The organism is Pseudonocardia broussonetiae, from assembly GCF_013155125.1.
Taxonomy (GTDB): domain Bacteria; phylum Actinomycetota; class Actinomycetes; order Mycobacteriales; family Pseudonocardiaceae; genus Pseudonocardia; species Pseudonocardia broussonetiae.
In genome coordinates this window covers 4179797-4202925 of the sequence record NZ_CP053564.1, presented here as the reverse complement: position 1 = coordinate 4202925, position 23129 = coordinate 4179797, and the positions used below count along the sequence as shown (strand labels likewise).

The 23129-nt window shown below is 71.6% G+C and carries 16 protein-coding genes and 1 pseudogene; 3 read left to right on the top strand and 14 right to left on the bottom strand.

Annotated elements, in window-relative coordinates; all coding sequences use genetic code 11:
• Positions 1-51: 51 nt before the first annotated feature.
• The 11 genes from HOP40_RS20755 to HOP40_RS20705 all read right to left on the bottom strand — a co-directional run bounded on the left by HOP40_RS20755 (position 52) and on the right by HOP40_RS20705 (position 12851).
• Entirely contained in the window at positions 52-1821 is a 1770-nt protein-coding gene (locus HOP40_RS20755) for a TerD family protein (protein ID WP_172161081.1), read from the bottom strand.
• Positions 1822-1933: 112 nt separating this feature from the next.
• Positions 1934-3169, bottom strand: a complete 1236-nt coding sequence (locus HOP40_RS20750) for an IS256 family transposase (protein WP_172160996.1) — start codon at positions 3167-3169, stop codon at positions 1934-1936.
• A 205-nt stretch (positions 3170-3374) separates the two neighbouring features.
• Positions 3375-5162: an SNIPE associated domain-containing protein gene (locus HOP40_RS20745; RefSeq protein ID WP_172161079.1), complete on the bottom strand. Its 1788-nt coding sequence runs from the start codon at positions 5160-5162 to the stop codon at positions 3375-3377.
• A gap of 302 nt (positions 5163-5464) precedes the next feature.
• Positions 5465-5686, bottom strand: a complete 222-nt coding sequence (locus HOP40_RS20740; protein WP_172161077.1) for a hypothetical protein — start codon at positions 5684-5686, stop codon at positions 5465-5467.
• Positions 5687-6063: 377 nt separating this feature from the next.
• Positions 6064-7002, bottom strand: coding sequence for a bifunctional DNA primase/polymerase (locus HOP40_RS20735; RefSeq protein WP_275691301.1), 939 nt, complete (start codon positions 7000-7002; stop codon positions 6064-6066).
• Positions 7003-7218: 216 nt separating this feature from the next.
• Entirely contained in the window at positions 7219-7674 is a 456-nt protein-coding gene (gene ssb / locus HOP40_RS20730) for a single-stranded DNA-binding protein (RefSeq protein ID WP_172161073.1), read from the bottom strand.
• 268 nt (positions 7675-7942) lie between these two features.
• Positions 7943-8431 carry a hypothetical protein gene (locus HOP40_RS20725; RefSeq protein ID WP_172161071.1) on the bottom strand — a complete coding sequence of 163 codons (489 nt, stop codon included), beginning with the start codon at positions 8429-8431 and terminating at the stop codon, positions 7943-7945.
• Positions 8432-8502: 71 nt separating this feature from the next.
• Positions 8503-9042, bottom strand: coding sequence for a hypothetical protein (locus tag HOP40_RS20720; protein WP_172161069.1), 540 nt, complete (start codon positions 9040-9042; stop codon positions 8503-8505).
• Between the two features lie 56 nt (positions 9043-9098).
• Positions 9099-9326, bottom strand: a complete 228-nt coding sequence (locus tag HOP40_RS20715) for a hypothetical protein (protein ID WP_172161067.1) — start codon at positions 9324-9326, stop codon at positions 9099-9101.
• Entirely contained in the window at positions 9323-11752 is a 2430-nt protein-coding gene (locus HOP40_RS20710) for a site-specific integrase (RefSeq protein ID WP_205346850.1), read from the bottom strand. Before HOP40_RS20710 ends, HOP40_RS20715 begins: the two co-directional genes overlap by 4 nt.
• Entirely contained in the window at positions 11745-12851 is a 1107-nt protein-coding gene (locus tag HOP40_RS20705; protein ID WP_240157177.1) for a tyrosine-type recombinase/integrase, read from the bottom strand. Before HOP40_RS20705 ends, HOP40_RS20710 begins: the two co-directional genes overlap by 8 nt.
• 313 nt (positions 12852-13164) lie before the next feature.
• Here HOP40_RS20705 and HOP40_RS36920 point away from each other — a divergent pair, with 313 nt between their 5' ends.
• Positions 13165-14754, top strand: a complete 1590-nt coding sequence (locus HOP40_RS36920; protein ID WP_172153788.1) for a hypothetical protein — start codon at positions 13165-13167, stop codon at positions 14752-14754.
• Positions 14755-15206: 452 nt separating this feature from the next.
• Here HOP40_RS36920 and HOP40_RS20695 read toward each other — a convergent pair whose 3' ends face one another.
• On the bottom strand, positions 15207-15926 hold the full coding sequence (locus HOP40_RS20695) for a hypothetical protein (RefSeq protein ID WP_172161065.1): 720 nt from the start codon (positions 15924-15926) through the stop codon (positions 15207-15209).
• A gap of 91 nt (positions 15927-16017) precedes the next feature.
• Positions 16018-17166 carry a DUF932 domain-containing protein gene (locus HOP40_RS20690; protein WP_172161063.1) on the bottom strand — a complete coding sequence of 383 codons (1149 nt, stop codon included), beginning with the start codon at positions 17164-17166 and terminating at the stop codon, positions 16018-16020.
• 541 nt (positions 17167-17707) lie between these two features.
• On the opposite strand from HOP40_RS20690, the gene HOP40_RS20685 reads away from it, so the two are divergent.
• Entirely contained in the window at positions 17708-18769 is a 1062-nt protein-coding gene (locus HOP40_RS20685) for a flavin-containing monooxygenase (RefSeq protein WP_240157176.1), read from the top strand.
• 148 nt (positions 18770-18917) lie between these two features.
• Here HOP40_RS20685 and HOP40_RS36820 read toward each other — a convergent pair.
• Positions 18918-19097, bottom strand: a pseudogene (locus HOP40_RS36820) (CPBP family glutamic-type intramembrane protease); the annotation flags it as partial.
• A gap of 1115 nt (positions 19098-20212) precedes the next feature.
• On the opposite strand from HOP40_RS36820, the gene HOP40_RS20675 reads away from it, so the two are divergent.
• A complete protein-coding gene (locus HOP40_RS20675; protein WP_172161061.1) occupies positions 20213-23089 on the top strand; it encodes an ATP-binding protein in 2877 nt (958 codons plus the stop codon).
• Positions 23090-23129: the final 40 nt, after the last annotated feature.

Below are 23129 nucleotides of genomic sequence, written 5' to 3'. Positions count from 1 at the left end.
AGGGTCATGCTGACTCTTTGCTGACGACGATCATCGAAGGTTTGGCGGTACTCAGTTCACGTTGACGCCGTAGTCGCGGGCGAGACCGGCGAGGCCGTCGCCGTATCCCTGGCCGACGGCTCGTAGCCGCCAGGAGCCGTGGCGGCGGTAGATCTCCGCGCAGATGAGCGCGGGCATGACCGTCGTGTCGGTCGGTCGGAACGTCAGCTGGCTTCTCTCGGCTGCGGGGTCGAGGATCAGCAGGGCCGTGCGCGCGACGTCGACGGTCGGGTCGGCGCCGCTCGCGACGAGGACGAGGCGTTCGCAGTGCTCGGGCAGCAACGACAGATCGATCGTGGCCCCGTCGGGGTTGTCCCCTCCGCGAAGCCCGATCGCGCCGTCGGCTGCCGTCGGGTTGTTGAAGAAGATGAAGTTGTCGTCCCCGGCGACGCGGCCGTCGGGACCGAGCATCAGCACGGACAGGTCGGCCGGTGAGGTCCACGCTTCGGGGAGGCTGACGTCGATCACCGGGCCGGTCAGTACGACGTTCTGACCCGCGCTCAGGTCCTGCTCTGCGCTGGGATTCAGGGGCTCCGGCCGAACAGGTACCGCGGGTCGGCGTTCGTCGGATCCAGGCGTAACGAGCGTCGGCGCCGGCGCGCTGTCGTTCACCGCTGAACCTGCGGTCGCCGGCTGTCCGACCTGCTCGGTCTCGGACGAGAACCGCAGATCGATTGAGTCGAAACGCACCATCGTCTCGACCGGGACGAGCGCGGCGGGGTCCCGGCTGACCCGGGCCTCGAGATGCCGCAGGCATGCGGCCGGATCCACCCGGCGCAGGTCGAGCTCCATGAATCGGGACCGGGTCGTCCCGAGCGCGACCAGGCACGGCCGGACCGGCCGTCCGGTCCCTGGATCCGTGGCAGTGACGTGCGCGTTCAGCACGACAGAGGCGACCCGTCCGGCCCGGTCGGACTCGAGGACCTCGTGCACCACACGGAGCACTGTCTGGGCCACGACCGAGCTGTAGAGAGCGCGGATCTGCGCCTGGGACCGGGCAACGGGAGTGACGGTGTCGCTGCTCTTGATGTAGCGGTAGGCCTTCGCCACCGGGACCACCTCGCGAGCGGGAAGCTCGTACTCCACGACGAGCTGGCGGGTCTCGGGTGAGTAAGCCAGGCGCCAGGCGTGCGGGAAACCGTCCGGGTAGGCCGCCGCTTCCAACACCAGGTCGAGGTATCCGACGACGGCGTCGGGTAGGCCCGCGGCAAGGCCACGCTGCAGGTCCGTGACCTGCTCGATCTGCTCACGATGCTCGACGGCCAGCCGCGCGACCTCGGCGTCGTGTCGTCGCCGGGCCGCCTCGAAGTCCCTTCCGTGCGCCTGCACCTGCACCTGGTGGGCTGCGGCTGCCCGCTCGAACGCTGCCTGCGCCTGCTGCACGCGTTCCTGATGGCGCGCAGCGCCGCCGAACGCCCGTCCCAGACCGGACGGCGCATCGGGCAGGAACTCCTCCAGTCGCGGCGCCGGGCGCACAACACCGGCGACACTCGGGTCGAACTGCGGCAGCACCAGTGGCCGCTTGAGAGTCTCCAGATCCAGGAAGTCGTCGATGTCCAGGGTCGAGGCGAGCACTCCCTCCAGCGCAGCGACTTCGGCCTCGAGCTCCGCGTTGTCCCCCGCGACCTCCTCGGCCCGCGCCAGGGCGTACAGGCGGGCTCGTTCCTTCTGGTCGGCCACCCGCTCCCGCGCCCGCGCGGCCTGCGATCGCTGCGCCTCGCGTGCCCGGCGCGCCGCATCGCGCTCACGTACCGCCCGTGCGCGCTCGGCCTCGCGCTGCATGCGCGCGATGCTGGCGACCAATCCCCGCCGTCGTGCCATGAAATTGCCCTTTCGGGTCACGTCCCGCTGAGTGGTGGAGTTCGTGCTCGACACCGTGCGGGTCAGTGCGTGCTCATGATGCCGTGATCAGGGCGGTGGCCGGTAGTGCGGTGTTCCTGGCCGGAACCGCGACCAGAGCGGCCATGGAGGCTTCGGAGAGGTAGCGGCGGTCGCTGACCTGCCACTCGTCGTGTTGCTCGGCCAGGACGGCGCCGGTGAGGCGGAGCAGGGCGGCGGGGTTGGGGAAGACCCCGACCACGTCGGCACGGCGCTTGATCTCTTTGTTCAACCGCTCCAAGGGGTTGGTCGACCAGATCTTCTTCCAGTGCGTGGGCGGGAACGCGGTGAACGCCAGCAGCTCCTCGGTCGCGGCCTCGAGCATGGCGGTGACCTTGGGGAACTGGCGGCCCAGCATCCCAGCGACGGTGGTGAGTTGCTCGCGCACCGCGGCCGCGTCGGGTTGGGCGAAGATGGTGCGGATCAACGCGGCCACCATCGCCGCGTGCGGCTTGGAGACCACGCCCAGCACGTTGCGCATGAAATGCACCCGGCAGCGCTGGACCCCGGCACCGAGCAGCACCGTACGCACCGCTTGGCCGAGCCCGAGGTGGGCGTCGGCGATGACGAGTTTCACCCCGCTCAGGCCGCGGGCGGCCAGGCTGCGCAGGAACCCGGTCCAGAACGCGCCGTTCTCGCTGTCCCCGACATCGAGACCCAACACCTCGCGGTGCCCATCAGCGCGCACCCCGATCGCGACGACTACGGCCTGGGACACCACCTGGTGATCGACGCGGGCCTTGCAGTAGGTCGCATCCAGGAACACATACGGGTAACTCGTCTCGGCCAGCGACCGGGCCCGGAACGCCGCGACCTGGTCGTCGAGATCAGCGCAGATCCGGGAGACCTCGCTCTTGGAGATCCCCGACCCGACCCCGAGCGCCTGCACCAGATCATCGACCTTGCGCGTACTGACCCCGTGCAGGTAGGCCTCCATCACCACCGCGAACAAGGCCTGGTCCACCCGCCGGCGGCGATCGAGCAGAGCGGGGAAGAACGACCCGGTGCGCAACTTCGGGATCCGCAGCGCCAGGTCCCCCGCCGTGGTGGACAGGATGCGAGGCCGCGAGCCGTTGCGCTGATTCGTGCGCCCCGGGCTGCGTTCCCAGGGCTGGGCACCGATCGTGGCCGTCACCTCGGTCTCGATCAGGGCCTGATACATCGTCTCGGCCGCGACCCGGACACGTTCACCGGCATCACCGGCCTTGAGTGCGTCGAGGACTTCCAATAGGGCAGCATGGTCCAAGGCCATCGTGCGTCGTGTCCTTCCGTGAGAACCCTTAGCCAGGTCTCACCGACCGTCGCACGATGGCCGTCTCCGTCAGGATCGCCACGCCAAGACCACGAACCCGAACTCCACCAACCCAGGGGACGTGACCGCCCTTTCGTGACGTGCCCGTTCCGGTCCCACCCTGATGGCGCGCCCCCCGTCGCCGGGTGGGCCACACCTTTCATGCCTATTGCCGACGCAACTGGACTCCGGCACGCCCGGATCCGGCCGCCGCGCTGTCCGGTGACGCCCCGTCCCGACTCTGCCGCCATTCCAGCGCCTCGGCGGTGTCCTTGTACTCGAGGATGTGATCGCGCCCGATCTCGAGCAGAACCTCCCGGACCGCGGCGGGTGAGACGTAGAAGAACTCACGCCGCAGGTTGACGCGATTGACGCGTTGGGCAGCGAACGCCCTGTGCAGGGCCGCCTCGAGACCGAGTGCGTCCGCGCTGAGGATCAGCGCGTGGACGTCGAACCGGAAGGGGACGCCGGCATTGCCCAACTCCCTGATCCTGTCCATCGGGTCGTAGCGCCGCGTCATCCCGATCTTGACCATCGCCTCCCCAAACGCGCCAGGATTGGAGATGACGTAGACGAAGCCGGCGCGGGTGTTGGCCTCACGCTCCCGCACGCCGGCCAGCCCGTTGTCGATGTCCCGGATCTGCTGACGGATCCGCTCCTGCGCCTCCACGTCATCACCCTCGAGCAACCGGGCCAGCGCCGTCTCGTAGTGCGACCGCTCCTTGAGGAGCCTCGCCTCCTCGCGCTGGAGCTCGGCGAGCGCCTTCGCGTCCTCGCGCAGCCGCTCGCGCTCGGCCCGCGTGTCCTCCTTCTCCTGCGCGGCCTTGGCCTGGAAGTCCGTGGTCAGGCGCAGTTCGTCCACCCGGAGCTGGTGGTAGGCGTCGTCGATGGTGATGCCCATGGAGGCACCGAGCTTCAAGATCGCGGCCCGGGTGGTGTCTAGCCGCTTGATCGCGGCCGCGAGGCTGTGCGGACGAACGGTGCGGACGCAGTTGTCCGCCTCCACGTTGTAGGCGCGCAGCATCAGCGTTCCGAAGTCCCGGACGAGCGCGGCTCCCTCTTTGGCCGACCCGTTGACCATCCACCCTGGCCGGCTCCGGACAGCCACCTTGTCCCTGATCGCCGCCTTGATCTTGCCGCGTAGTGCGTCGAGTCGCTCGCGGTAGGCCACTGCGTCATCCAGCGGGTGGCTGAACTGGTAGTAGCCGACTTCCTGGAGTAGAGCGAGCTCGTCGGTCTGCACCAGTTCGGCGCGGGCATCCCGGACGCGTTTGGTGAGCGAGAACAACTCGGCGGACAACGCCGCACGCTGCGCAGTGAGACGACGCAGGTCGCCGGCCAGGCCAGCTCTGTCCGCTGAGACCTGTTGATCGTCTCCGGACGCGCGCCGAGCGTCGGGCTCCTGCTGCGTTTCGGCGCCCTGCGACGAGGCCGGCTCGTCGTCCCCCGAGTCGTCATCGACCGCGATGCCGTAGTCGGTGGCGAGACCGGCCAGCCCGCTGGCCCACCCCTGACCGACCGCCCGGACCTTCCAGGACCCAGCACGCCGATACACCTCCAACAGCACGGCCGCGGTGACCCCGTCGAGCTGAACCGGGGCGAAGGCCAACACCGGACCGGCGCCCGTCCCCTGCAGCCGCACGTTCATGCCGGTCAAGGAGCCCTTGACCTCGACCGTCACCGCGATCACGATCCGGGCCACTCCCGCGGGCACCGCGCGGGGGTCGATTCGCAGCCCTGTCGAGGATGGATCGTCAGTCAGCGTGACAGCACCGCTGACGTGACGGGGGGCGTTGTAGAACACGAGATCGTCATCGCCGGCGACCTTGCCGTCCTCCCCCACCAGCAGAGCGCACAGATCGACATCCAGGCCAGAACGGACGTTCAGCCCGACGTCCCACAGGCCCGACGGCGCCACCACATTCTGACCAGCAGCAAGAACCTGCTCAGACATTCGCTGCCCTTGATCTGGGTCGGGCAGCGGCCGAGCACCTCGGCATCGTCAACACGGCACAGATCGCGGTCGCGGCACCGATTCGGCGCATCCTCGTCCCCCAAGAGATCGCTGCCCCCTCATCGCTGTACGTCAGGAAGCCGTTACCCGGCGTCCGCGGTTCCCGGGCAAGCGTCCCGGGTCGGAGCCGGACAGCCGATGAGGCAAGCGACCGTCTCGCCGTAGGTCCAGGTGTTGCACGAGCGCGCCAGCCAGCAGGGCGACGGGCCCGCCCCGGCATGGCGGGCCATGACCCCTGGCGGTCAGCGCGGGCTGGTCTCGGTGCCGAGATGCGCGAGCTCCTGCAGGGTGTGCTGCATGAGCGTGGCCAGAGACTCGAGCGCGTCGAAGGCAAGGGACATGTCATCGCAGAGGCGGGCGACGCGAATCTCGTCTCGGGCCTCGCAGACCTGGGCTTCGAGGACCGCGAGGCGGGTCGCGCGGGTGTCGGACTCAGTGATCTCGGTGGTGGCGGTGATGGTCATGAGGGCCTCCGGTGCTCGGCGTTGGGGGAACGCGGCGCAGCCTCAGCACGCCGGGGCGGGGGTCCCGGAGGGACGGCGGGGGTTCCGGCTCGCCCATCCCGGTGTGATCGCTTCGCCGACTGGCGGCCGATGTCGGATCCGCACGCGATCTCACCGGGATGGGCGGGCCGGGTTCATCGCCGCTCGCCCACGCCCCGGTGTGCTGACCTCCGGGCGATCCACCTGAGCGGAGCACCGGAGGCCCGACCCAACTCGACGACCCCACCTCGGGGCCGCACCCGCCCACCACCCCGCCGCATGATCCAGCGGAGTGTTGACAGCACCTCGTGCGCGAGGAGGGCGTTCCAGCGGCTGCCGCAACCGGCGATCGTCCGGAGCTACGTCCGGTTGTCGATGTCGTCGAGGCAGCGGGGAAACCGGGCGCCGTAGGCGAGTCCGTCGGATATGTCGCGATCGACCTGTGCGGCGGTGTAGCCCTCGACGCCGATGTAGCCACCAGCCGCATCGGTGAGCGCAGCGTGGGCGGCGGTCGCGCTGAGGGCAGATCCTCCGACCCAGTGCCCGAGCCTGCGCGCCGCGCGCAGCAGCGTCTGATGGCGATGTCCGACGGTCGCCGCGGCCACTGCGGCGCATTCGCCATCGACGACGGCACGCAGATAGGCCGCAGCCCTCGCGTTGGGAAGCGGCGTCTTCGAGATCCGGCGCGGCGTGCGAGCGGCCGGCGCCGGTGATGGGGTGAGCGCCAAAGCGAGCCAGGCCGGAAGTTCGGCGGCCGGGCGGCGCCTGACAACCCGGTAGATGCCTGCGACGCGGACCGACCCGGCAGCGATGACGTACCCGCCGTGCCCGCGGGTGTCCACGTTCGCTGCAAGTCCACCCTGGGTGTTGCGCAACCGCATGCCCTCGGGCTGGCGGAAGTACAGGTGCAACCCGCCCGGGGTCGCGACCGTGTAGGTGTCGGTGGGCGGTATCTCGCCGGCTGCGGCGGCGAGCCGATCCAGGATGTCGTATCCGCCCCGGACGCTGGCCCTGCGCGACGGCGCGGAGGCGCCGCGCCTGACGTCGAGGTCGACGACCAGCAACCCAGACGGTCCTGCACTGACGGCCACGTTCCACGGAGCCGACCGCCACCATGCCGTGATCTGGTCGAGATCGGTCGTGGCGGCGTTCTCCCAGTCGGCGATCGCCGGGACCTTGCCGCGGGGAACGGCGGGGAACACCCTCCACCCGTTCCCAGCGGCGCATGCAGCTGCGGCGCCGAGCCGGCCCAGCGCGGGCCTCGGCGCAGCGGGTGGACGGTGTTGAGAATCGTTCATGTTGTTCTCCCCGCGTCGGAGCACCGGGTCGGCCCGCGGTTCCGGATCACGCGCCGCATCGTGTCGAGGTGTGGGTGCTCGGGTAGCGGCTGGCGCGTGTTCCGGGTTCGCGGGCACGGTGCGACACCGACGCGAGGACGCCCACGGGCTAGGGCCGCCTCCAGGAACAGCGGCGGGCCCGGACCGCTGAGGTCCAGGCCCGCCGCTTGATCTGGCTCAGTCGGATCCGACGACGGTGAGCGCCGGACCCTCGACGGCCTCGGCGCGGTCCTCCGCGCGGTCGGGCTCATCGGCGGGCGGCGCTATGGCACCGTTGCGCGGGTTCTTGGTGAGCGTGGCGGTGGCGTAGCGCAGGCTCGCGGCGACGTCGGCGGCCTCGATCTGGATCCGGCGGACCATACTGCCGTCCTCGCGCTTGTAGCTGTCGTCGGTGAACTCGCCGGTGACCGCGACCGGGGTTCCCTTGTCCAGGCTCGCGGCGACGTTCTCGGCCAGGGCGTTGAAGCACACGACCCGGTGGAACACCGCGGGCAGGTCGACCCAGTTCCCGGTCTGCCGGTTGAGCCGGCGCCGGTTGGCCGCGATGGTGAACGTGGTGACCGGGACCCCGGAGCGGGAGTGGCGCAGTTCGGGCTTGCCGGTGAGGTTGCCGTGGACGGTGATCTTGTTCATGACAGTGTGCTCCCTGGTGCTCGGTGATGGGGTTGGTGACGCGGCCCTTGGCCTCAGCGCGCCGTAGGCGGGGTCCGTAGGGACGGCGGAGGTTCCGGGCTCGTCCGAGCGGGGTGGGAACGCCGAAGGCGTCCGAGCGCAGCGAGGCCCTGTCCCACCCGGTCGGACCGGGTCCGGGTTCATCGCCGCTCGCCCCGCCCGCGGTGTGCTGACCTTCGGGCGTCTCCTGCCCACGCCGTGCCCAGGGACGCCACCGGCCAACACAAGATCATCGCGACGGCACGCGACCGATGCCCGCGCCGGTGCACTCCCCGCCTCGGCCCGGTCGGGCCGACGTGTGTTGGCGCAGCAGGCGATGGACGATCCATCCCTGCATCGGCGGGGATGGCGGCCGCGCGCGGTCCCGACCGGGATGTGAGATGTCGTCGATGCTGATCGACCAGTCGCCGTCGCGTGCGTCGTCGTGGCGGTGGTGCCGGGTCCGGGTGTGCACGGTGAGCGGGTCGCCGGTGGGCAGGTGCGCGGTCGCGGTGATGTCGACGACGACGATCGCGCGGTCGCCCAGCACGGTTTCCGCGTAGTGCAGGCCGGTCGGGTGGGCGCCGGTGTGGCGGCAGGTCTCGACGAGCAGGCCGCGAGCCGTGTTGTGGGCGCCGAGCATGCCGACGCTGCCGCGCAGCGGGATGTTGCTACGCACCTCGGCGGGCAGCACGTAGCTGCGGCTCCAGTCGTAGAGGGTGAAGTGGTCGACCGGCATCGCGGGTACTCCTCTCGGTCGGGATCACCGGGCGGGGACCGCGGCGGCGCGGCCCCACCCGGTGACCGGGGTCAGCCGGTGGCCGCAGCCTCTCCGGCGTCCGTGGCGGCCCCGTGGTCCTCACCGTCGGTGTCGTGGTCCGCGGTGGCCCCGGCGTCGTCACCGGCGTCCGCGGCCGCGACCTCGTCAGCGGAGTCATCGCACGGACTGGGCGTCGCATCGACCTCGCCGAGGGCGAGCTCCTCGACCGGGGACAACGGGTAGCCCCAGTCCCGCAGCGCCGCGAAGTAGGCGCCGTTCTCCCGAGTCGGGTTGCGCCAGGTCTGGCGGCCGGTGGCGTCCTCGGCCGCGCCGAGCAACACCGCGAGGGCGAGCAGGGTCGCCCTCGCCGGGGTCGCGGTGGCGGTGAGGGCCTCGATCGGATTCGGCCGCCCGACATAGACGCTGCCGGTCGCGGTCAGGCCCAGCAGCTCACACGCGGTCGGGTGGCCGGACTCCATCGCCCGCCGCAGATCGTGCCCAGCGTGGGCGAGCGTGGCGGCGATGTAGGGCATGGCGTTGCGCGGGGCGGTACGGCGGGCCAGGAACGAGCGCAGCCACTCGCGGCGCACGGTCGCCGCTTCTCTGCACTTCGCAAGTCGACTCGCCCGTCACCGTGCGGCGAAGATCATTGCTCCTCACCGCCGAAGAGGTGTGCTGCGCCTTCTCCGGTGAGCAGGAAGGCGAAGCGAGCGAGGTCGTTGTGGAGCGTGTCGGTGGTGTAGCCGGTGCCGCCGAGGAACTTCTCCAGGGACGCGCTGAGGGTGTGGGGGTCGTTGGCGAGCCAGTCGCCGAGGAAGGTGAGCATCTCGGCGAGCTCGGCGGCGTCGCTGGTGTTGAGGTGCACGGTGCTCATGCGGGTGCTCCGATGGCGGGCATGCCGACTGGGGTGAGAGAGTCGCGGCTGAACCGGGCCTGACGCAGGGTTTCGGCGCGCTTCTCGCCGAGGAAGCGCAGCGTGAGGTCGATGCCTTCGATCTCACCGAGCCAGCCCTGGGCGTGGGCGTGGTCACGTCGAGCGAGTAGGTCGGTGTGGATCTCGTCAAGCCGGGCGATCATCTTGGGGTCGATGCGCAGCATCGGGCAGCGGACGCAGGCGTGTTCGTGTTCGCACGGGGTGGCGTAGGGGCGCCCGCAGTTGCCGAGCTCGACCTTTCGCTTGTCGAAGTGCTGCTCGAACTCGCCCCATTCGTCCTTGGTGACGGCCCGGTATTCACCGATGGATCGGCCGGCGCGTCGGTTGGCGAGGTGGGTCTGGTAATGGCGGATGACATCTTCGTGAAACACCGCAACGTAGCCGTGGAAGGTCTGCAGATTGAGATGACCCAGCAATGCGGCGCCGATGTGGATGGGCAATCCATGGTTGGCGAGGTCGGTGGCGAACAGGCGCCGGAAGTCGTGCGGGGTGAACCTGATGGTGGCCAGCTGGGGATGGGTGACGGCGAGGCCGGCGCAGAGCCGGAACAGCATCTCGCGTAGCGAGCCGGGGGTGATGACCTCGGTGCGCTGCCCGATGGTCCGCTGGAACAGGAACGGCTGCGGCTCGCTGGTGACGTGCTCGGCCTTGTCGTAGCGGGTGGCCAGCGCGATGGCGGGTCGGCCGCGGGTCAGCCGGCGGATGATGCAGGCGATCACGTGGAACAGCTCGGCGGTCATCGGGATGACCCGTTCCCGATCGGTTTTCGATGGGGCAATCACCAGCAGCGCGACGACTTCACCGTTGGGGCGAACGTATTGGCGGATGCTGAGCTGGGACAGCTCGAGAACTTCCTCGTTGCGGGCCCCGGTGTGCCGCAATGTTTCGACGCAGGCCCATTCCCAGAACGCGGTGTCCTCGCCGGAGGTGACGTTGACCGGGCGGCCGGACTGCTCGTCGAGGACGCGGATGTTGGGTCGGCCGTGGATGCGTTGGTGGCGGGCGTCGCCCGCGGAGAACAGCCGCGTGTAGTGGCGGTCGTCGACGGTGATGCGCTGCCCGGCCTCGGCCGTGGTGGCGGCGCCGAGTAGCTGCGCCATGTGCTCGCGCCGGTGCTCGACCGCGGCGACGAGCACCGGCAGCAGCGGTTGCAGGACGCGGGTGCGGTTGTCCATGCGCTCCTTGGTGCGCCGCCGGGCCTTGGCCCGGGCCTTGACGTCGCGGCTGCTGATCGGGCAGGTCGCCACCCAGCGGGCCCACTGCTCGGGTTCTTGGGTGGCCCAGCCCTGCAGGTCGAGATAGAGGGCGCGGACGTTGGTGACGATCGCGTCGGCTCCCAGCCGTGGTTTGCCGTCGCGCCGGGTGCCGAGCGCGACTCGCCACGCCTGATAGGTCCGCTCGGACAGGGCGAGATCGGACTGGTCGGGGTTGATGCGTTCGATCTCGCCCCAGAAGCTGCGACACAGGTCCGAGGCTAGGCACCGCAGCGAGGTGTAGTCCAGGTCGTGGCTGCGACGGGTGAGGTAGGCGATCAGCATTGCTCGGGCGTCCGGGTTGCCGACCTCGTGCAGGTCGACCAGCTCGGTCGGGGTGAGCGCCGGTGAGCGCAGCGCGGCGCGCAGCGTGGACGGCACTCGGGGTGGGAAGTGCCCGCTCTGGTGCAGGACCTCCCAGGCCAGGTGACCGACGTAGAGCTCGTAGCCGTGGCCGAAGTGGCCGCGGCGGGTCTCGGTGGCGTAGTGCAGGAACGCCTCGGCGGTGAGGTCCGTGAAGGTGATGCCCTGACTGGTTAGCGCACCGGCGATGTCGAAACGGGCGCAGCGCCGGTAGTGCGGCGAGGTGTCCTGGGCCTGCACCAGCCGCACGAACTCCTCGAGCTGCGGGTCGGCCTGGGCCGGCTCGAAATGCTCGTGGTAGCGGACGAAGCGGTTGCCCCGGAACGCCGCCAGCGACGGTCGGATCACCCGCAGGCAGCACAGCAGCATCAGCGAATGCGTGATCTCGCCGCGGGCCCAGTCGGTGTCGGCGAGCTCGCGCACCGGCCGGTCCGGAACGTCGAACCCCGATGCGAGCCACCGCTGCTGCCAGGTCGCGCCGGGGAACTCGGCCATCAGGTCGAGCAGCCGTCGCATCCCGCGCCGCCGGTCGTAGGTCCGTTGCGACTTGCGTGGCCACACCCTCTCGACGACGGCCATGATCTGCTCAGCCGACGCAGCGTCGAGGTTGCCGTGCGGTCGCGGCGGCACCGCCGGGGCTGGGGCGGGTGCCGGGGTGATGATCTGCCGCGTCGGTGTCGAACGGCGCGGCCGCGGCTCGGTGTCCGGGGTGAGCAACCGCTGCTTGGTGTGGCGCCGCAGGTCACCCACCGAACACCGTCCGGAAGTCGGCGGCGTCGTAGCCCGGCGTGAGCGTCTGCGCCGGTCGTGGCTGGGTGTAGTGCCGTTGCAGCCGCTCGAAGACGTCGTCCACCCGCGGCCGCAGATACGGATCCAGCGACGACACCCGCTGATGACGGCTCACCGCCATCACGTCGGGCAGCGACAGCGCCGGGTCCGAGGTCATCCGTTCGATCGTGGTGTGCCGCAGATCGTGCAGCGTCCAGTCCGTGCCCAGCAGCGCGTTGGCGCGCTGCAGCACCCGCCGGGCCGCGAAGTAGGGCAACGGCCGGGGTGTGCCGCGCAGGGTGCGCCAGATGATCTCGTCCGCCGCGGGTGTGCCGTGCTCGTCGAAGTAGCAGGCCAAGTGCCGCAACGCCTCCGGGGAGGCCGGCACCGGCTGCAGCGCCCGGGTGCCCTTCGAGACGACCCACACCTGCTGGCGTGTCCAGTCCACCTGTTCACCGCGCACGCCGAGCAGTTCACTGGCCCGCGCCCCGCTGGACAGGTAGAGCGCCAACAGGGCCCGGTCCCGGTGGCTGCGCATCGCGCCGACCAGCTCGTCGAACAGGCCGTCCGGGATCGCCCGCGGCAGCAGCACCGGCGGCTTCTGTCGCAACGGCGCCCGCCGATGCTCGCCCTGAGCCTCGATCGGGCTGCGGTGCGCCAGCCGAGCCCGCCGACTCGCACTCACCGGCACCGGGTTGCTGACCGGCCCGTGGCCGAACTGGGCGTGGAAGGCGTAGAACGTGCTCAGCACCGACAGGGCGTGATTGATCGTCGCCGGCGCGTAGCCCTGCCGCAGCGACGGCTTCCCGGTGCGCCGGTTCATCGACCCGGCCGGGGCCGCCGCCGGCCGGCGGCGGTGTCGCTGCGGGTTGTCCGCTGAGCGCATCCAGCCGACCAGCACCTCGACCTCGGAACGCGACGCGTGTTCCCAGGGCACGCTGAGCACGCTCAGCAGCCGCCACCACCGCAGCAGGTCGTGGCCGTAGGAGCGCGCCGTCAGCGGGCTCATGTCGGTCAACATCAGATCCCGCAGGAATGTCGAGATCGGCGCGATCTCGACGTCGTGGTCGTCGACCACCACGAACGGCAGCGACCCCGCCGCACCGGGGCGGACCCTCCCGACTCCCGGCAACGCCCGCCGACCGTCGAGCAGCGCCTGCCGAACTTCGTCCACCGCAACCACCTCCAGGAAGCCCTCGAAGAGGGCGAGATGGTGCAGTCAACAGAGCGGAGTCCCAGTCCTTGTTGTTCGCGATGACCCGGCGCCGTTCGGCCTTGGCCTGCTCGGCGGCCTGGGCGAGCTCGTGTGCCACCGCGCCGTCGCCCCCGGCGTCGGTTGACGTGACGCGGCCCCAGCGGGCGACGTGGCCGTGCTCGTCGGTGGCGGTGCACCAGTGGACGACCTTGACCTGGGGCTCGCGGTCCCAGCCGCGGTGCACCTCGACGGTGACCGCGTGGCCGGGGCACAAGCTGTGGGTGTCGGCGTCGAGCTCGGTCCCGCTGGGAGTCTGCGCGTCGAGCCGCAGCCCGCTGATCTGCGCGGCAGCGGAGTTGTTGTCGGGGTCGAGCACCCGCACTCCCTGTCCGGTGAGTTCGGCGACGGTGTCGGCGACCTGGCGGGCGTCGGCGCGTTGGTCGCGAAGCCGCTGGGCGACGTGCACGAACTGCGCGGGCTCCTTGGCCGCGGTCACGGTGAGCGCCTTGACCGCCTCGACATCCGGTCCGTCCGGACCGTCGAACTCGGCGATGACCGCGACCTGGTCCAAGGTGAGGTCGTAGCGCTCCATCGCCGCGGCGGCGAGCTCGCTGCGCGCGACCGCGGTGGTCTGCTTCACTCGGGCGGTCGGGACGTGGGTGCGGCGGGCGATCTGGCCGGCGGTCAGCCCGAGGTCGAGCAGCTGCTGGTGCGCCCGGACCTCGTCGACCTCGCTGGTCCCGGCGCGGTGCTGGTTCTCCTCGAGCTGATCAACGATCCGGTCGATCACCTCGGCACGGTCATCGGCGTCCGGGTCGTCGCCGGGTCGGCCGGTCTCGACCAGCACCGGGACAGTCGGGCGGCCGGTCTCGACCGCGGCGAGGGTGCGGCGCTTGCCCTTGCGCACCACCAGCGCGCCTTGGCCGTCGCGGCGGACGATGATCGGTTCCCGGACACCACGGTCGGCGATCGAGCGCAGGAACGGGCGGTCCAGCGCGACGTCGCGGCGCACGTTCGCGCCGATGACCAGCGTCCGCGGATCGATATGCAGCAGCTCGCCGACCGGCTCGTCGTGGCCGGTGGATATGTCGGCGTCGGACGGCTCTCCCGCGTCACCGGTCTGGGCGCTGGCGGTGGCGGCGTCGGCAGTCGTGTCGGCAGCGTGCGGGTCGTCGATGGCCGGCGGGTCGTCGACTCGCGCGAGGGCGGAGATGGGCTGGTCGGGGTTGACGATGAGGGTCACGGCTGGCTCCTGGGAGGTTGGCCGGAGCGCGGCTCCAGCGGTTCGCGCCCCGGTGCGGGGCGCACTCGTCCCGGGCAGCGCCGTCCGCGGCGGCGGGGGTTCCGGCTGCGCCACTCGGGGCGGACCGGCGGCGGCCCGGGCGTGACCGGCTCGGGGCGGCGGTGCGCCGGTTCACTCCGATGGCGACGGCCGGGTTCATCGGCCGTGGCCGCGGGTCGGCGATGCCAGAGTGCGACGCCGCGCACACCCGGGCGTCCGCGCCGACGGCAGACGATCAAGACCGGCATCACGATCAAACCGACAGCTCGACGTCACCACCCGCCCTGCTCACCCGACCCGGTCGACCGGCTACTCACCCAGCTGCACCTGGGCGGCAACGGCTGCGCGGGTTCCTCCGCGACACCGGCGCGGGCACCTGGTCCGGCAGACGGGCGACGGCAGCTGGTCACCGTCGACTCCGACCCCGGCAGGTTGCGGCGGGCTCGCCAGGGCGGACCGCAACCCCTCGGGGGAGCGTCGCAACCGTCGTTGCGACCACGCCGCTGACGCGCTCGGCCGCGTGTTCAGGCACGCCGACCGAGCGCAATCCACGGCTCAGTCCGAACGCTCGCCAGCATCGATGACAGGCGAGCGCTCCGCCGTGTGGTCGCTCACCGCCGCTCGGCCATCCAGGCGCCGGCGCCGGTCTGGGTGACGATCAATTCAGCGATCTGTTCCTCGGTCAACGCGGACCTACATGGCGGCGTCCCGGTCGGCGGTGTCCGGGCCGACCCGCAGGTCACGGGTCGAGGCCAGCGACGGCCCGTCCCAGTCGAACCGGCCCGGCCGGCACCGCCCACGGGAACGCCCACACCGGGTCCTCGGTCGGTGGACCGGCCAGCAACACCGCGACCCCACCACCCGGGGTGTCGATCACACACTCGATACCCACGGCGCGGACCAGCTCGGCGACCCGGTCCAGATCGACCACGGCATACCCGACGGCGAGATCGGGCGCATCATCGCCCGCCTACCGCACCACGTCGCAGGCCAGGTGGTGCGCTCCCCAGCGGCGGGCCGTCGTGATCACGCGGCCGTCGAGCTGGCCGACCGCGAGGTCCGGATTCGATCCCCAACCGGGCGAACCACTCGGAGACGATCGCGACGACGTTCCCGCCGTTCCACGATCCGTCGTCCTGCTCGACGCCCTTGAGCTGCACGAACAGGTCGAGCACGGCTCGGACGCCGGGCTGGTCGACATCCAGCACCAGGCGCTCGTCGGGCTGCGGTCCGGCCAGCAGGGCGGCCACCCCGGCGGCGGGCACCACGCGCGGCGGAAGCGGGTCACGGCCGCGCCATCGGTCGATCTCGGCGTCGACACCGACGATCGGGGGCAGGCCGACGCTGCGGGCCCGGATCTGGTCCATCAGCGCGATCGCCGCCCCTCGCCGGTGCGCGCGACGCCAGCTCGCGTCGGTCCACGCCCGCAGCCCGTCGTCGGGTTCGATCAAGTCCCGGCACGCCACCAGCACCCGGTCCATTGGCCGGTAGCTCGCGGGGGTGCCGTCGGGATGTGCGGTGTCGTACACCATCAGGTGCACCACGCCCTCGACCATGGCGACCCGGGCCACGAGGACGTACGTGGCGGCGCCGTGGTTGGGCTGGTGGAGGAGGTCCCCGACGCGCAACTGCCCGGCGGGGATGGTCGGGAACGAGCTCACGTGCTGGATGGTGGTCATGACGGTGGTCCCTTCTCGGAGATGAGCTGATAGGCGGGGCCGGCCCGGCAGACTCGCCCGGGCGCGGCCCCGCCGCGTGATCGATGCGTGGCTATGCCGCGTGGGCGGCGGCCAGGGCCATCGCGCGTAGCCCGTGGCGCTCCAGGTCGTGCGCGGCGTCGGCGTCGTCGAGGGTCTGCGCGGCCGAGGTGACAGCGTGCAGGACGCCTCCGGAGGTGATGTCGGAGCCGGAGATGAAGTGGGCCAGGATCGTGGCCTGCGCCTCGGCGGTGAACCGCAGCGCCTTCCCGACATGCTCCAACGTCGCGGCCGGGTCGCCGATCGCGACCTCGGCGTCACGGGTGATCTCGGCGAGTTTCGCCCGGACGTAGCCGTGGTCCAGGAACGTGGCCACGGCGTCGCGGGCCTGCTTCACGACCAGGTCGAGTACGGCGTCCTGGGTATCGGCCGACCAGCGCACCACACCGTCGGACAGCCGGCCACCGAGGTGGACCTCGCGGACAGCGTCCTTCGTGATGGTCATGCCGTTGTCGCAGACCTGGACCGTGAGCTGCGGGGTCAGCGAGAACGAACCGTGCCCGGTCTCGGAGTTCGACACCACGAACCCGGCGAACACCACCGGGTTGTCCGCACCCCGCGCCCCGGTGAACGGGGAGCGGTACCCGGCCAGCAACTCAGGGGCGTACTCGGCGACCTGCGGGGCGCGGACCTTCACATACATGCGGCGCTCGGTCAGATCGCAACCGGCGATGTCGACCGGCACGCCGGCGGTGCGGATGCCCTCCAGTACGGCCATCAGTACGTCGAGGTTGTCCACCATGCGGTAGGAATCCGACAGGAACGCCCGCGCCACCCCGGTCCCACCGTCCGGGTCGTGCAGGCCGCGGATGAGGAACCGCCGGTCCGGCTCCTCGCCGAGCCAGGTGTTGACGTTGGCGTCGTAGAGGCCGACCTGCTCCGCGCGCAGCCGCCGCAGGTAGGGCAGCGGGATGCCCAATTTCTCCGCGATGCCCGCGTCGGCGGTCGCGTTCGGACGGAGCAAGGTCTCGCCGACCGTGACGCCGTCCGCGGTGAGGTGCGGCTCGCCGACCCCGATCAGCCTCAGACGGCCGTTCTGAGCGAGGAGGTGGCAGGCGGACGCGACGACGTCGAGCTTCGCGGCGTGCTGGGCCTGCAGCAGCGCCACCAGATCGGCAACGGTCGCGTGGCGGGCGGTCAAGAACGAGTCGGTGCTGGTCACGATGACCTCCGAAGGTCGAGATTCGCCCGGCCGAGCGCCTGGCGGCCCCGCCTGGACGCGGTGGGGCGCGGCTCACCCGCCCGACGCCCGCCGAGCGCCAAGGTCCCGGGTGTTCGCTCGATCGACGTGAGACCGCATCGCGTCTGCGGCGATCGCGTCGAGATGATCTCGCCGGGCGGTCTCACTCGGATCGGGCCGGGCAGCCGCCCTTGGCAGGGGAGGTGAAGCGTCGGGCAGAGTCGACAGCCCTACCGACCCGAGGTCGACAGACAAGCTTGATGGTCGAGACCCCGCTGATCGGCGGCTGTTCGATGGACCGCGAGCTCGGCTCAGATGGCGTGGGCGAGACTGGGTGGTTCCGGTTCCTTGACGCCGATCCGTGCACCGCCGCCCCGGGTCGCCATGGAGTTCCGCGACTGCCATGAACGTCATTCGCGGACACTCGCGCAACGCACCGTGCGCGCGAAGCCCTTACGGCGTCATGATCGCCGCCGCCAGTACCACCAAGTACCGCCCCAGACCGCCAGCCGGAGGACAACCCGTGAACGAGCCAACCGCAGAGCAGGTCGCCGTCGCCGTGGTGGGCGGCGGTCAGGCCGGCCTGGCCATGGGACACGCACTGACCCGACGTGGGCTGCGGGGCGGGAGGGACTTCGTCCTCCTCGACGCCGCCGACCGCGTCGGGGCCAGCTGGGACTCCCGCTGGGACTCACTTCGCCTGTTCACTCCGGCCCGGCACACCGCGCTGCCCGGGCTCCCGTTCCCCGGACCTCCCGACGCGTATCCCGGCAAGGACGACGTCGCGTCCTACCTCAGGCGGTACGCGGCCCAGTTCGAGCTGCCGGTGCGCTCCGGCACCCGCGTGGAACGGCTGATCCGCGACCCCGCCGGTCCGGGATTCGTGCTGACGACGAACCGGGGCACCGTGCGGGCCGGCCGGGTGGTGGCCGCGACCGGACCGTTCCAGGTACCCGCCATTCCCCGGGTGGGCGTCGACCTCGCGCCGCGGGTGGTGCAGCTGCACTCGGGCGAGTACCGCAACCCGGCCCAGCTCCCGGACGGGCGGGTGGTGGTCGTCGGGGCGGGGAACTCGGGCGCCCAGATCGCCACCGAGCTCGCGGAGACGCACGACGTCACGCTGGCCGTCGGTACCCGGCAGCCGAGGCTGCCCCAACACGTCGCCGGCCGGGACCTGTTCTTCTGGTTGACCCGCACCCACATCATGGACATCACCGTCGGGTCCCGGCTCGGCAGGCGACTGGCGACGACGGAGGCGCTGATCGGCACCCGGCTGCCGGACGTCGCCCGGCGCGGCGTACGGCTCACCGGCCGCCTCACCGGGGTTGACGGGGACACCGTTTCCCTCACCGGCGGCGACCGGCAGCAGGTGGACGCGGTGGTCTGGGCCACCGGGTACCGACCCGACTACACGTGGTTGCCCACCGAAGCGGTCGGCGCGGACGGCTGGCCGCTGCACCGCCGCGGCGTGAGCCCGGTGCCGGGTCTCGGGGTGCTGGGGCTGCCGTGGCTGCACACCCGTGGTTCGGCGCTCGTCGGATGGGTGGGCCGGGACGCGAGTTGGCTCGCCGAGCAGCTCGGCTGAACCTCAGGGCCACGGGGCGGCGCCCGCGGGAGCGCTGCCCGCGCTGCCTCAGTCGTTCGTCGCGTCGAGCAGCTTCGACAGCAGCGCTCTGATGGGCCACGATGCTGGCCAGCAACCGCCCGGTGTACAGCCGGGCGAGGCCGAGAGGGATCGAGATGACCAGCAGCAGCGGCATGCGGGTGATCTCGAAGTGCGCCAACGAGAAGGTCACCGTCACGACACCGAAGGCCACCCAGCGCCCCGCGCCCAGTCTCTCCAGCGCGCCCCACAGCATGCCGCGGTAGAGGATCTCCTCGCAGACCGGCGCCACGAGAACGACGATCAGCATGATCAGCACCGCGGCGGCGGGTGCGGCGCGCTGACCGCCGAAGAGGTCGCCCACCGCGGACGTCTCGTCCGGCCCGACGATCGCGACGAAAACCGCGGTCGCGACGAGCCCGAGGACCAGGCCCCCGACCCCGAACGCCAGACCGATCTCGAGGTCGCGCCTCGACCACACCAGGCCGAGGTCGGCCTTCGGACCGTTGCCGCGCAGCCAGGTGATGAGCAGCGCTACCGCCGCGGCGAGCACGGTCGGCACCGCGAGGGCCGTGCCCAGCGCGACCGCGCTCGGGTTCTCCCCCGCAACAAGCGGGGCGACCAGGGCCGAGACGCCGAGGAACACCAGCTCGGCGAGCAGGAAGGCGCCGAGGCCCCAGCGGTGGCGGCGCTGCGGTGGCCCGGGTAGCCGCGTGTCAAAGCCGGCGGCGGCGATGCGCCGGCGACCGGCTCGGGTCTGCCGTGGGCCTGCGGGTCGGGATGCCCGAGCGGTGGGTTCGGCGGATACGTCGGGGCCGGCTGCTTCGATCCGGGCGGGTCGCACCGCGCGTGAACCGGCCCCACCCGGCCGGCGTGTTCCCCTCGGCTGAGCCCATGCCTCGACGCTACCTGCGCGGGCTCCTCCCGCCCGGCGACCGGCCGACGTCGCAGCCACGATGCTGGCTGCACGCCTGCACGCCGATCACGGCCTACGGCGCGCACAACAGGCCCACCGCTCCGCAGGTCAGACTTCGGTCCGCGGGACCCTGCGCCCGCCCGCCCGCCCGACGACGGCGGCGGCGGCAGCGGATGCACCGCGTGGAATTGTCTCCCACCCTCGCAGCGGTCCGCGGGATGTTGCTGTTCACCGGGTTGGCGTGTGCCGTCCGGACCGGCCGTGTCATACCGGTGTTGATCATTCGTCGATGGTCGAGGCCGAAATCGGCTCCACCCGGGATGTCACCAGCGATCTAGCTCGCCTGGTGCCAACTGGCCCTCTGTGGGCGACCGAAGTTGTCGGGAGAATCGGCGCCGTCCCACTCATGTCGGCCCCACGCGGCCGTCGATCGCGACGAAGCTCAGCGAGAGTGACTCCTTGCCGATGCTGGGGCCCCAGTCGAGACTGACCGCCTGCGAGGAGGGGCGATGGCGGGCGGCGAGCTACTGGGACGGGACCGGGAGATGACGCTGCTCGATGGATGGCTGGCGGAGGCTCATGCGGGGCAGCGTCGGCTCGTGCTCTGCTCGGGCGAGCCGGGCGTGGGAAAGACGCGACTGGCCGAGGAGTTCGCGACACGGGCCTCCGAACGGGGAGCGCTCGCGTTGTGGGGGCGCGCCTCCGAAGCCGACGGGGCACCACCGTTTTGGCTCTGGCGACAGGTGCTGCGGGCGGCGAGCCGGGTCGCCGACGCGCAGCGCATCGCCGGCGAGCTTCAGGTGGCGACGGACTTGGCGGTGGTGGCGCCCGAGGTTTTCCCCGCGGAGGCCGGGCGTGCCCGCAGCGGGGGTGCAGAGCAGCGGTTCCAGGTGTTCGACGCCGTCAGCCGGTTCGTTCGCGCGGTCGCCGCCGAGCGTGGGTTGGTCGTCGTGCTCGACGATCTGCACTGGGCGGACCGGCCCTCCTTGCTATTGCTGCGCCACCTGGTCGGCGATCCAGAGCCCGCGAGGCTGCTCGTGCTCGGTACCTTCCGCGACACCGAGATGGAACGGGCGGCGGCAGTGGCCGAGCTGATCCGCGAGCCTGCGGCCGTCCGGGTCGATCTGCGCGGCCTGACGATCGACGATGTCGCGCGACAGCTCGCCGCCGCGACCGGTGCGGCGGTAGCGCCCGAGCTGGTCGAGCGGGTGCACGAACTCACCGCAGGCAATCCGTTCTTTGTCAGCGAGCTGGCGAGAACGCTGGGCACCTGGCGGATCCCGGACAGCGTGCGGGAGGCGATCACGCGCCGGATGGACGCGCTCACCCCGCGGTGTCGCCATCAGCTGCGGGCGGCCGCGATCGTAGGCCGGGAGTTCTCCATCGCGGTGGTCGCCGCCGTGATCGGCAGGCTGGTGCTGCGGTGCCTCGACCCGCTGGACGAGGCGGTCCGCGCCGGCCTCGTCGAGCCGGCAGGCGTGCCAGGGCAGCACCGTTTCGTACACGCGCTGGTGCGCGACGCCGTGGAGGCCGGGCTCCCCGAGCGGGACCGGATCCGCATGCATCGGGCCGCCGCCGAGGCGGTTGAGGCGTTCCACGCAGGCGCGCTCGAGGAGCACCTGGCCGACCTGGCCCGGCACTGGGCCGCGGCCGCGGTCGGCGACCGGGCGGCGCGCTGGGCGGAGCTGGCCGCCGCGGAGGCCATGCGCAGACTCGCGTACGAGGAGGCGGCCCGGCTCTATCGCCTCGCGCTGGACGTCTCGTCGACCGATCTCCCCGATGCGGAGCGGTTCGGGCTGCTGCTCAGCCTCGCCCGTGCCCTGCAGCAGTCGGCCGACCCGGTGCGGACCCGCGAGACCGTCCGGCTGGCCGTCGAGGTCGCCATCCGGATGGGTCGATCGGACCTGGCCGCCGAGGCCGCCCTGCTGCCGGAGGTCACGGGCGTGCCCGACGTAGACCAGGCGCTGCGTACCCTGTGCGAGAACGCGCTGGCAAGCCTGGGTAAAGGCCGGCCCGACCCCACCAGGGTCCGGCTGCTCGCCCGACTGGCGGACGCGGCGATGGCCACAGGGGACATGCACGCAGCGGCCGCTGCGAGCCGCGCCGCCATCGACGAGGCGAACCGCTGCGGCGACCCGGCCGCGACGGTCGCCGCCCTGCATGCCCGGCACCTCATCCGCAGCGGACCCGAGCAGCTCGCTGAGCGCGTCGACCTGGCGGACCAGCTGCTCGCGATCGCCGGCGACTCCGGTGACGCCGCGTTGCGGGCGACGGCGCACGAGTGGCGCATCGACATCTGCTTCGCGCATGGTGACCTGGCCGGGGTGGCCGCGGAGCTCGAACGGTTCCGGTGGTGGTCGGAGCGGTCGGGCGGGCCGCTGACGCGGTGGATGCTGTGGCGCTACGAGGCCGCACTGGCGCAGGCCCAAGGGCGGTTCACCGAGGCCCGAAGCTGTGCGGACGCCGCGTTCGCTGCGGTCGCCGCGCTGCGGTACCCGGCGGCGGTGCCCGTCCGGCACGCGCTGCTCAACGCCGTCGACCACCACACGGGGGTGGACCCCCGCGCACCGCACATCGTCGAGATGCTCGCCGCAGGCCCCGGTGATCCCGCGACACCCGGGCACGGCTTCCAGATCATGAACCTGCTGGCTCCGGCGGCGCTGCTCGCCACAGCCGGGCATCTCGACGCGGCCAGGGCCAAGTTCCGGGCGGCAGGACCGGCGGGCACGTGGCGCACCCCGCCGTTCTTCGCGCTGAACTTCTACGCGGTCGGGGTGCGCATCGCGATCCGGGTCGGCGCCGACGACGAGGTCGCGGCGCTGCGGGGACTGCTCGACCCGCACCGGGGACGCCATGTCGTCTCCGGCAACGCGGTCGCCTACTACGGCGGACCGGTCGAGCTGTACCTCGGCCAGGCCGCACGGCACCTCGGCAGGCTCGACGACGCCGTCGGGGATCTCGAGAACGCGCTGCAGGTGGCGCGGGACAGCGGTGCGCGCGGGTACGCCGTCGAAGCGGCACACGGCCTGGCGGCCGCGCTGACCCGCCGCGGGAGGCCCGACGACCACCGGAAGTCCCGGGCCGTCGCGCGGGAATGGCACGGCGACGCGCTCGTGCTGGGGATGGAGCCGTTCCAGCGCGACCTGGCCGAGTGGGGCGCGACCTGGGACACCGGCGCGGCCGGGCTGACCCGCCGGGAGGACGAGGTCGCGGGCTGCGTGGCCCGGGGGCTAACCAACCGGGAGATCGCCGCGGCACTGTTCATCTCGGAGCGGACTGCTGAGAACCACGTTCAGCACATCCTCACCAAACTCGGCTTCGCCAACCGCAGCCAGATCGCGGCGTGGGTGGCCGCGCGGGGAAACATGAGTACCGCGACGGAGTAGTTCGCCGGATGGCACTGCGCGCCGGGCTCCTTAACGTCCG

Coding starts and splice junctions, on each gene's coding strand:
- HOP40_RS20745 (WP_172161079.1), bottom strand. CDS start 5,162: ATGTCTGAGCAGGTTCTTGCTGCTGGTCAGAATGTGGTGGCGCCGTCG.
- HOP40_RS20750 (WP_172160996.1), bottom strand. CDS start 3,169: ATGGCCTTGGACCATGCTGCCCTATTGGAAGTCCTCGACGCACTCAAG.
- HOP40_RS20675 (WP_172161061.1), top strand. CDS start 20,213: ATGGCGGGCGGCGAGCTACTGGGACGGGACCGGGAGATGACGCTGCTC.
- HOP40_RS20725 (WP_172161071.1), bottom strand. CDS start 8,431: ATGCCGGTCGACCACTTCACCCTCTACGACTGGAGCCGCAGCTACGTG.
- HOP40_RS20735 (WP_275691301.1), bottom strand. CDS start 7,002: ATGAACGATTCTCAACACCGTCCACCCGCTGCGCCGAGGCCCGCGCTG.
- HOP40_RS20755 (WP_172161081.1), bottom strand. CDS start 1,821: ATGCAGCGCGAGGCCGAGCGCGCACGGGCGGTACGTGAGCGCGATGCG.
- HOP40_RS20695 (WP_172161065.1), bottom strand. CDS start 15,926: ATGACCACCATCCAGCACGTGAGCTCGTTCCCGACCATCCCCGCCGGG.
- HOP40_RS20740 (WP_172161077.1), bottom strand. CDS start 5,686: ATGACCATCACCGCCACCACCGAGATCACTGAGTCCGACACCCGCGCG.
- ssb (WP_172161073.1), bottom strand. CDS start 7,674: ATGAACAAGATCACCGTCCACGGCAACCTCACCGGCAAGCCCGAACTG.
- HOP40_RS20715 (WP_172161067.1), bottom strand. CDS start 9,326: ATGAGCACCGTGCACCTCAACACCAGCGACGCCGCCGAGCTCGCCGAG.